Origin of the sequence: Pedobacter sp. MR2016-19, from assembly GCF_014947265.1 — a bacterium.
Lineage (GTDB): Bacteria > Bacteroidota > Bacteroidia > Sphingobacteriales > Sphingobacteriaceae > Pedobacter.
Genome location: NZ_JADCNK010000031.1, coordinates 31,888 through 42,317, shown reverse-complemented (window position 1 = coordinate 42,317; position 10,430 = coordinate 31,888). Strand labels below are relative to the sequence as shown.

Genomic DNA, 10,430 nt, shown 5'->3' with positions numbered 1-10,430 from the left:
GATGTGCTGAGTAAAGGTTAGTTTCTGGTAATAAGATTTATAGTTCGAATCTTTTGCTGTATTATCTTATTAGGTAAATCAGCTCCCCTCCTTATTGCAAGGAGGGGCTGGGGGTGGTTTTTTGAAATATATAATTCCAAACACTGTGTTGGCGTCTGAATTTTTTGCCATCAAGTCTGGAATTTTGCAGGTACATCCACATGGTAGCTTCAGCAGGAGTGAGGTTGTTTCTCAGCTCCTTTCTTTTCTCTTTTAGCTGTTTAAGATTATGGATTGCCATGATTTAATATCATCATTTTTAAATTAATTTTGCTTAGTTACCACCCCCTTGCCCCTCCTAAAACAGGAGGGGAGTAGCAACTACTGGGGGGCATATGCTAAATTAACCTTTTTTTGTGCTGCTATCGAAATTTGTATATTTACTGAACTAAGGTATCAAATCCCGCCCTCTGGCGATAACTGGCCCATTACCGGCAATTTTAAAGAACATGTTATGAGAAGAACATTTTTTCTGATTACAATTGGATTGTTATTATTTAATCTCGCTTTTGGTCAATCTAATCATTATAAGCAACTTGACAGCTTATTTGGCGCGCTCTATAAGCAGAAAATGTTTAATGGGAATGTGCTGATTGCAGACAAAGGGAAAATCATATTTGAAAAAAGTTATGGCCTTGCTAATGAGCAAACCGGGCAAAAAATTAATAACCAAACCATATTTGAGTTGGCATCTGTTTCCAAACAATTTACTGCTATGGGAATTGTTTTGTTGGAAAAACAAGGAAAACTGAACTATGACGACAAAATTTCAAAATATATTCCCGAACTAGCTTTCTACGGGAACATCAGCATCAGAAATTTACTTAATCACACTGGCGGGCTTCCCGACTATATAGAATTTTTTGAACAAAAGTGGGGTAAAACAAAAATTGCTACCAATCAGGATATTGTAAATGTCTTCGCGAAATACAGACCAAAAGCTATCTTTCAACCCGGCGAAAAATACGAGTACAGTGATACAGGGTATACTTTATTAGCGTTGATCATAGAAAGAGTATCAGGTAGGGCATTTGGACAATTTTTGAGTGAAAACATCTTTCAACCATTAAAAATGAAAAATACGTTTATCTACAGAAGTAGATTTGAACCAAAAAAAATAGATAATTATGCTCTTGGTTATGTTACAGATAGCTTAGGACATAAAGTGCTTCCCAATAGTTTTGGGAAAGAATTTTACACTTATTATCTGGATGGAATTGTGGGCGATGGAACAGTAAATTCTACAACAGCAGATCTGTTAAAATGGGACAGAGCACTTTATACCGATAAATTGATAGATTCAAAAGATAAAGAACTCCTATTTGATTCTGTAAAAACCAACGATGGAAAAGAGACTAATTATGGATTTGGGTGGTTCGTAGGGAATTCGAAAAAATATGGCAAAATCGTCTATCATTCCGGAGGTTGGCCAGGGTATTCCACTTATATAGAAAGGCATTTAGATAATGATAAAACGGTAATAATCCTGCAAAATCATTCGGAAGCAAAAATAAATTCATTTTTGCAAAAAGTAAGAACGATCTTGTATAATTAATCTTAACACAAGAAAATGTATGCTTTTTAAGGGGCGACCAGGATCGTTGATTGATCTAAATTTTAGTTTTAGCTTTTCAAAGACGCGGCTCCTTTTTTTGTTCAATATTCATCAGCCATAATCTTTTACCCCTGGTTGTGTCCTGTAAGATACCTAAGCTTTTTTCATCATTATCTTATCAATTCCGATTCATATTTCTGCATTATATGGTGGTATAAGAGCGATTTTACCAGGATCTTCCATAAACTAAAGATTCGATCTAAGCTTCTTTACATCATCGGGTGCATGTGTTATTATCATGCCTATATTGGCCATGGGAATTAAGGTAGCTGTCTGAACCAATTTCATTCTTATCACCTCAGTACTCCTCCACAGAGCCGTGTTTTTCTCTGGCAATAGTAAACGGCAGGGAAGCTTAACTAACAATATATCAATATTTTGCCGCTTTTAGTTAATATACGATCAGAATGGCCGCCTTTTGTGTTGTATATTTAAATATTACATATTTTTTATACAACACTGTAATAAAATCCGGAATGAAGTGGGCCCACGCCTTACCATTTTTATTCTGAATGCGGAGGTGTATTGTAAAATCTTTTATTTTAAGTATTAACGCATCATAAAAATATTTTTCACGAACAACCTGTCGATCTTCTGAGGAAATCAACCCCTATAAAGATGAGTACGCTGTGTGATGAAATTTAATCAATCTATAAACCTAATCAACTAAAAAACCAAAATGAAGAAACAAATTTTATTATTCCTGATCATTGTATCGTTATCAGGCTGTAAAAATGAATTCAACGCCATTCAGCCCACTAAGCTGCAAAATCAGGCCGGAATGGCAGCAGTTGCAGCTGCTGCTCCTGAAGTTTATATTCCGCAGGAACTCAGCTCGAATGATTTTAATAATTCGGCCAGCACATGGAGTTGGTCAAGATCCCGCACTTCGGATCACTTTATTGTTTTCTGGGCTAAACCCTATGGCACTAACGATCCAAATTCAACCGCTGTACCAGCAGCATATCGGGTGAACATTACCGACCTGCTGAGCAAAGCGGAAGGCTTTTTTCAATTAAATGTAACTCAATTAGGTTTTGCTAATTTAGCTACATCCAATCTGAATAGATATAAGATGATGATCTTTATCAAATATCAAACAGAATGGCTGGCTACTGGTTCTGGCTATGATAACGTAATTGGTGCCCTGTGGGTTAGCCCAGCTACCATGCAGCCGGTTGGTCATGTCATCGGTCATGAGATTGGGCATAGTTTTCAATATCAGGTTTTTGCTGACCAGGGGGTTGGCGGGTTCCGCTATGGGTTTGGCGGTAATGGCGGTAACGGCTTTTGGGAGCAAACGGCTAATTTTCAGGGATTCCAGAGCTATCCGTCGACGGTTTTTACCGCCTATGATTTCACGGTCTACAAGGATAATTACCACCGCCATGTTCACCATGAATGGTATCGTTATGCCAGTTACTTTATTCTCTACTATTGGGAATTTAAAAGAGGACGTGATTTTGTCGGAAAATTATGGCGCGAGTCTCGCCAACCGGAAGATCCTATCCAGGCATATATGAGGCTTAATGGTATTAATGTAGCTACTTTTAATGGAGAAATCTACGATCAGGCTGTAAGATTTGTGACCTGGGATATTCCTTCACTCCGGTCTTACGGTACCAATTACCATGGCGCTCAAACGTGGAATTATACCACGCTGAGTGACGGAAGCTACCAGGTAGCCTATAATCGTGCACCGGGTACTACTGGTTACAATGTTATCCCTTTAACCGTTCCTGCCGCAGGTACGGCTGTATCAACCGTGTTTACCGGTATGGTTAATGCGCCCGGGTATAATCAGGTGGCAAATCCGGCAAGAGCAGGTTGGCGCCATGGATATGTTGCACTTTTAAATACAGGAGAACGCAGGTATAGCGGAATGTGGACCAACAACGCAACGAGTAGCTTTACTGTGCCGGCTGGTACTGTAAAATTATGGTATGTAGTAACTGGAGCGCCGACTACCTATGCACCACATCCATGGGATGAAAACGAAGCCAATGATGACCAATGGCCTTACAAGGTAAAATTCACGAACAGTTCTGTGTTGTAAGACATCGCTAAATAATAGGTTTTATGTAAATTAAGATCAGGCCGTCTCATATTTGTTGAGGCGGCTTTTTTTTACGTTAGCCTGGTAACTTCTTTAAGAACGCTTGCCTATCACCTTGGCCAGATCAATTACAACAGGAGATTACCGGAATTTAATATTGAAAATCTCATTTTAATTCATCATCTGGTCGATTCCTTTTTTTGCTTTTCCCGTTAGTAATACTTACTATTGATTACACACAAAAACAATATACAGATGAAACGTTTACAATTAAAGAAGGGGTATTTTCTGATGCCCTGCGTAAGGGGTATGATGTGCTTACTACTCTCCAGCTGGCTAGTGCCGGCAAATGCACAATTTTCGGGAGATCGAAATGAAAAGGAGTATTATAACAGGATCTTTTCTATACTTAATGGAAGAATGGGGCCTATTGGTAACACTGATGTCACCTATTACACAGGAGATTTTTACCCGGAAATTAAAGGTAAGATAAAATCTATTGGCAATACTGATATCACGTATTACACCGGAGATTTTTATCCGGAAATTAAAGGTAATGTAAAATCTTTTGGGAAAACTGATATTACTTATTACACCGGAGACTTTTACCCGGAAATTAAAGGTAGGATAAAATCAATAGGTGCAATAGATTTGATTTATTACACTGGAGATTTTTATCCTGAGCTTAAGGGAAAGCTAAAATCAGTAGCTAAAACTGAGGTGACCTATTACACCGGTGACTTCTATCCAGAAATTAAAGGTAAACTTAAGGCTGTTGGCGATACGAATATTACTTATTATACAGGAGACTTTTATCCAGAGCTTAAAGGTAAACTAAGAGCTGTTGGCGATGCCGAGATCATTTATTACACCGGAGATTTTTATCCAGAGCTTAAAGGTAAAGTAAAATCAGTGAATGGGAGTTTTCCTGAAAGCATTTTGTTCCTTTTTCCCGAACTGGGCATAACCAATTAGCATGTTGAGGAGGTCGGAAAATAAAGTATGTACCGGTAGTAGTGTTAAGCTTAGCAACCTGAGTTCGATTAATAATGTGCTTTAATTTGGGTTATTTGGAACCTTGCATGAACGGTCGTCACCCTGAGCTTGTTTCAGGGTCTTTATAGCAAGGCGGTTTAACAGGAAAGATGCTGACCACGATTAGCTATTAGGCCTTTAAAACAATAAAAACTGCTAATAATAAATCCGATAGCTATGGGATGCGAGAAGGCTTTTTCAGCTGACAGCCTGTCCCGACCTTTCAGGAAAGCAACCTTATAACGATCGCTAACAGCCTGCGCTTTAAGATTCCCGCCTGCGCGGGAATGACGATCGTGCTAATGGATTCTGTCAATGGTAGGGGTAATTAATCGTTTAAAATCAATATGAAGGACAGGTGATTTAACGAATTAATAGGTCGTGAAGAATCGTCATTGCGAGAAGGCTTTTTCAGCCGACGAAGCAATCTTACAACGATCGCTAACAGCGTGCGCTTTAAGATTCCCGCCTGCGCGGGAATGACGATCGTGCTAATGGATTCTGTCAATGGTAGTAGTAATTTATTTTATAAAATCAATATGAAGGATAGGTGATTCAACGAATTAATAGGCCGTGAAGAATCGTCATTGCGAGGCACGAAGCAATCTTACAACGATAGCTAACAGCATGCGCTTTAAGATTAGCTTCGCTGAGCACTACGTGGTTCCCGCCTGCGCGGGAATGACGACCGTGCTAATGGATTCTGTCAATGGTAGAGCTTAGAATTTTCAATACATCGGAGCGTTGATGACAGATATACAAGGGGCGTCCTAATAAAGTACATTAATTTTAAAACATTAATCGAACTCAGGTTAGTATGATCGTATTTAAATTCTAAACAAAAAAGGGGCAAAATTCTTTTAAAGATTTTTGCCCCTTTTTACTTTTCAAATCGCTGTTTATTTTTCCGGATCCAGCACCTGGTTTATCGTTCGTACAATATCCTGCAGGTGGTATTTCTCCAAACCCTCGCGTTTCGGAAGCACGGCTTCAATATCGCCTTTGAGTTCTGTCAAATGCATTTTCACCAGTGTAGAAATGTCATTCGCCTGCACATCAACGATATTGTATTGCTGCATTTGTTGTGCGGTGTAGCCTCCTGCAGCTGTTGCTGTCAGCATTTTTTTCAGGTTATCTACATAAGCTTTCTGGAGGTTACGCCGGTAAAGGTCAATTTGCTGACCATCATAAAGCTCAGACCACACGCCTTTTTTCATATCAGAAAAAAGTTCGTCTATGGTATAGGTTGGGGTTTTGCTTAGCGTGGCATTGAGCAATTTATTTAATGAGCTGACTCCCATAACACTGCCCAGCATATCTTTTTGATAATTTAATATCAGCCGGGTCGGATCGGTAGCGATTTTGCCCGATAAGGAGCCCTCAATTAACCAGGTTGGTGTGCGGAACAACTGCTGGTTCAAAAAGGAAACGGCCTGCTTTTGAATCTGGGCCGGTACATTTTTATACACCAAACCTGGCTCATCAACAGTCTTTAAATCCGTATAAACACCGGCGATGTTTTTTGCAACGTGCCCCAGGTAACGTCTGTACTGACTGGCGACTTCGGCATACATTTCTTTTGCATTTCCATAACCTTCATTTTCCTCTTTTGTCCATTCTATCAAATTGGGCAAAATGCGTTTCAGGTTTCTGATGCCATATTCACTGGCCAGCATGGCATTGTCGCCCAGATCTTCGTTCTGGCTGCGCGGATCGGCAGGGTCTGCCTCTGTTCCAAACCATAGTCTCGGATTTGCAGCCACGCGTTTACTGATCATTTTACTCAACGGCCCGTGTTCATCTTCAGCTCTGGTATACTGGGGCATCCATTTGTAGCCCCATTCAATAGCCCACTTGTCGTAATCTCCAATCCTCGGATAAATCCCTGCTTTCCCAATGTGATCTTCTGGCTGTGCTACGTAGTTAAAACGTGCATAATCCATAATTGATGGCGTATGTCCGTTGGCTTCTACCCATTTCTTGTTGCGCAACAGCTCAACCGGTACAGTAGAGGAAGAACCGTAGTTGTGCATTAAGCCCAAAGTATGGCCAACTTCATGCGAGGAAACAAAACGAATAAGATCCCCCATCAGCTGATCGTCAAACTTCTTTCTGGCCCTTGGATCTACTGCTGCGGCCTGGATAAAATACCATTTACTAAGAATGCTCATGACGTTATGGTACCAGTTTACATGGGTTTCCAGGATCTCGCCACTACGCGGATCGTGCACACTAGGTCCGCTGGCATTTGCAATTACCGAAGGTTTATAAACGATGGCACTATGGCGCGCATCATCAATGCTCCAGGTAGAATCTTTCGGCGCTTCCTTTGCGATGATGGCATTTTTGAAACCTGCTTTTTCAAAGGCAACCTGCCAATCGTTCACACCTGCAATCAAATAAGGAACCCACTTTTTAGGGGTGGCAGGATCAATGTAGAAAATGATCTGCTTTTTAGGTTCTACCAGTTCTCCTCTTTTGTATTTTTCTACATCTGCATCTTTAGGCTCCATGCGCCAGCGTGTAATCATCACCTCACGTTTGATCCCTATCGGATTGGCATCAAAATCGACATAGTCTGCCGTAAAATAGCCAACTCTGGAATCTGAAAATCTTGGCTTCATGGGTATTTTAGGCAACAGCATGATAGAACTGTTCAGTTCCAGTGTGGCCGCTGAAGCACCGATTACTGCATCGCCGATAAGCGGGGATTTAGTATAGGTCTTTACGGCACGTACCTCAACATTAAGCGGGAAAGCTTTTACGCTTTCCAGGTACGACCTATCGGCGATGAGTACACCCAGTGATAAACCTCTTTTGGTAATGGTGTTAAAGTAAAAGAGCTCATTGTCACTGTTAAGGATGTCTGTCATCTCTATTACAGTGCCCTTTATTCCTGAAATTGAATCCTTTGCATAAGCTTTGATGTCAAATGAACTCAGTATAGGTTGGATATTAGAATTCATGACAGACCGGTTCATGCCGGTGCTGTCATTTGATCTTTCCTCAAAGGAGATGCTCCTGATAAATAGTTTATGGTTTGGGCCCTTTTCAAATCTGATTACGTTTTCATTAATCTGATCGCCTGCATATCCCATCATTAAGCCCCGTACGCCAGCGCCTGATTTACTGATGCGGCTAACAATCAAAATATCTCTCCCTAATATGGAGTCAGCAATTTCAAAAAAATACTTTTGCTCAATTTTGTGGACCTTAATCATGCCAGGGCTTGTAATCGCCTTATCCGTAATGACTTCTTTATAAGGTTTAGGTTCACTTACGGGCTTTGCCGCCTCTATCGTCTTCTTCGCCGGAATTTTGCTTTGCAGAGAATCTTTGGTTGTTTTCGGATTTTTTTCCTGCCCTTTTACCAGGCTTGTAACCATGAGTAATGTTGAGCAGAATATTAAAAATTTGTACATTTAGGTATAAATAATTGGTCTATTGGAATTTAAAAGTAATTGCTCTGAAATATACCGAAGGCATTTCTCCCTGTTCCGCCAGGTACTCCCTTAACCACCAGCGAAATGTTCTTGAAATAGCCGGAATTTGGCGTAAGTGTTAAGCTAAAGTTTGCCATCAGCAATTCACCGGTTGCTGCATTTCGCACTTCAAAATTGTATACCGTTCTGGTGGCAGCTTTGGTTGGGTATTTACTCCATGGAGAAATTTCCCGGTAAGCCAATGCTACAGGTGCTGTAACCGATGGAACATTAGTCCGGATAGGGGAGTCTGGCACATTTAAGGCGTCTTTTAAAATGACTTTCAGTACCGTGCTTTCTGACGACAGGTTTACAAACCGGATGTGCGAAACACTGTCTGCAGCTACAGGTGTTCTATCCGTCTGGATATAAGGGATATCCATTTCCGCCCGCAATATGGTGTCAGGTTTCAAGGCCGTGCCAAAAAGATACATGGAGTAATTCATCGGTTTGAGGGTATAAGTTCCGGATAAAAGCACATTCTTGCCATCTTTAGAAGAAACTGTTACCATTGCAGGGGATTCTGCCTTAGGGTAAATTAAAACACTACTTGCAAAATTTAGCGGAACGTTCAACTTTACGGCATCTTGCCCGGTCCATGCATTTACCACCCTTACTGTTGCAAACCGTTCTTTGTTTTCCTCCTTTTTGCAGGCTCCGATTGCCAGCACAAAAAGAAACATTAAGCTTAAATATCTTATATTCATTTTTCTATCTCTTAATTTGACTTCGTGATTAATTTTGTGAAATGCCGGATTTCGTAATTTCATCTAATGGGATCGGCATCGCGTAACGCTTATCATTTGGTGGAAGCGTATAAACCACACCATCTATTTCTCTGGATAGGGTGATATTAGCGCCCTCTACATTCAGGCGCCGCACATCAAACCACCTTGCGCCGCGGTACAACAATTCTCTTCTGCGCTCGAGTAAAACGAGGTCAAGTGCTGCTTCGGGAGTTGAGGCGCTGAGTACGGGAGCCAATCCAACTGGAAAACGCTTTGTAGCTATCATATTCAAAATTTCAAGTGCCGGCGCTACTTCTCTCTTCCGTGCCAGACACTCTGCTAAAATCAGGTAAACCTCGTCAGTTGCCAAACCGTTAAACGGCACATAGCGTAAGGCTATATTCTGGTACAAAGCTTTGACATACTTAGCCGGATCATTAGCACTCCTGATGAAAAAACACAGTTTTAATCTGAGGTCATCTTTATCGTAAAGGGCAATTTGCTTCGGGCTCACCTTCGACTTGAAAGTATAACCGTAATCGGAGTAGTTTAAGGCATAAAAATCGTAGCCAACAGAAGCGTCGCCATGAAAAGTTGTGTAAATCACTTCCGGATTCCCGCCCTCAAATGGCGTATTGGAATTTACGTCAAGGTTATTGTAGTCTAACAGCGTTCCCTTGATCTTTAAAGCCTCCCGTGCGCTTTCCATTGCCTTATCGTAGTTCATCATGCCCAAATGAACCCTTGCCAGCAAAGCCAGGGCCGCCACTTTAGAGCCTAATGTCGGTTTTGTAGTGGTCTCAGAACTAAAACTCATTTTTGCGGTTTCCAGATCAGACAAGATCTGAGCATAGGTAACCGCTATGGATGAACGCTGCAGAGGATTATTGGCATTTACCTCTAAAGGCAAAGGGATGCCCGGTGTAACTGCCGCATTTTTCGGGTCGTATGGCATCGCAAAAGCCTGTGCAATCTGGAAAAAAGTATGGGCGCGCAGAAAGTAGGCCTGCCCTTTAACATCCCCATATTTTGCCGCATTAGCAGGTGTTTTTGCCAATTCATTTAATCCTGTAATGATGGTGTTGGCGTACAGGAGCGTTTTGTAGGAATTGTTCCAGTCTAAAGAGGTTTGATAAACGGTCGGATTCCAGTTGTAACTGTTGCGAATGGGCTCCTCTTTCGACTGCCAGATACTGGTAGATAAATATTCGTATTCATCGCCACAGAACATGGAAAAGCTCTGGGTATTGTTGATTACCGAGAAGTTGTTTAATAGTCCTTCAAAATCGGCCAGGCTTTCCGGGATCAGGTTTGCCATTACCGGCTTTTTATCCAGAAATTCCTTTTTACAGCTTCCTAACAAAACAGATGCAACCAGTATAATGACAAAAAGTGATTTATTATAAAAAAAAGGCTTTTTCATATGTGTAAATTTGTTTTTAATGGTTATGAAGCTATCATGATTTTTTCACAAG

At 40.9% G+C, this 10,430-nt stretch carries 7 protein-coding genes; 3 read left to right on the top strand and 4 right to left on the bottom strand.

Going from position 1 to position 10,430, the window contains the following annotated elements:
• Positions 1–91 precede the first annotated feature (91 nt).
• Entirely contained in the window at positions 92–280 is a 189-nt protein-coding gene (locus tag IM793_RS23710) for a DUF559 domain-containing protein (protein WP_193425838.1), read from the bottom strand.
• A 213-nt stretch (positions 281–493) separates the two neighbouring features.
• On the opposite strand from IM793_RS23710, the gene IM793_RS23705 reads away from it, so the two are divergent.
• The 3 genes from IM793_RS23705 (at position 494) to IM793_RS23695 (ending at position 4,685) form a co-directional block, all read left to right on the top strand.
• Complete coding sequence (locus tag IM793_RS23705; protein ID WP_193425836.1) at positions 494–1,594, top strand: serine hydrolase; 1,101 nt, start codon at positions 494–496, stop codon at positions 1,592–1,594.
• Positions 1,595–2,333: 739 nt separating this feature from the next.
• Positions 2,334–3,710, top strand: coding sequence for a DUF6055 domain-containing protein (locus IM793_RS23700; protein ID WP_193425834.1), 1,377 nt, complete (start codon positions 2,334–2,336; stop codon positions 3,708–3,710).
• A gap of 255 nt (positions 3,711–3,965) precedes the next feature.
• Positions 3,966–4,685: a hypothetical protein gene (locus IM793_RS23695; protein WP_193425832.1), complete on the top strand. Its 720-nt coding sequence runs from the start codon at positions 3,966–3,968 to the stop codon at positions 4,683–4,685.
• Positions 4,686–5,644: 959 nt separating this feature from the next.
• Here IM793_RS23695 and IM793_RS23690 read toward each other — a convergent pair.
• From IM793_RS23690 to IM793_RS23680, 3 genes are read right to left on the bottom strand one after another with little or no spacing between them, the layout of a single operon-like run.
• Entirely contained in the window at positions 5,645–8,167 is a 2,523-nt protein-coding gene (locus IM793_RS23690) for a zinc-dependent metalloprotease (RefSeq protein WP_193425830.1), read from the bottom strand.
• Between the two features lie 29 nt (positions 8,168–8,196).
• Positions 8,197–8,934 carry a hypothetical protein gene (locus tag IM793_RS23685; protein ID WP_193425828.1) on the bottom strand — a complete coding sequence of 246 codons (738 nt, stop codon included), beginning with the start codon at positions 8,932–8,934 and terminating at the stop codon, positions 8,197–8,199.
• Between the two features lie 28 nt (positions 8,935–8,962).
• On the bottom strand, positions 8,963–10,378 hold the full coding sequence (locus IM793_RS23680) for a RagB/SusD family nutrient uptake outer membrane protein (protein ID WP_193425826.1): 1,416 nt from the start codon (positions 10,376–10,378) through the stop codon (positions 8,963–8,965).
• Positions 10,379–10,430 lie beyond the last annotated feature (52 nt).

Coding starts and splice junctions, on each gene's coding strand:
- IM793_RS23710 (WP_193425838.1), bottom strand. CDS start 280: ATGGCAATCCATAATCTTAAACAGCTAAAAGAGAAAAGAAAGGAGCTG.
- IM793_RS23705 (WP_193425836.1), top strand. CDS start 494: ATGAGAAGAACATTTTTTCTGATTACAATTGGATTGTTATTATTTAAT.
- IM793_RS23700 (WP_193425834.1), top strand. CDS start 2,334: ATGAAGAAACAAATTTTATTATTCCTGATCATTGTATCGTTATCAGGC.
- IM793_RS23695 (WP_193425832.1), top strand. CDS start 3,966: ATGAAACGTTTACAATTAAAGAAGGGGTATTTTCTGATGCCCTGCGTA.
- IM793_RS23690 (WP_193425830.1), bottom strand. CDS start 8,167: ATGTACAAATTTTTAATATTCTGCTCAACATTACTCATGGTTACAAGC.
- IM793_RS23685 (WP_193425828.1), bottom strand. CDS start 8,934: ATGAATATAAGATATTTAAGCTTAATGTTTCTTTTTGTGCTGGCAATC.
- IM793_RS23680 (WP_193425826.1), bottom strand. CDS start 10,378: ATGAAAAAGCCTTTTTTTTATAATAAATCACTTTTTGTCATTATACTG.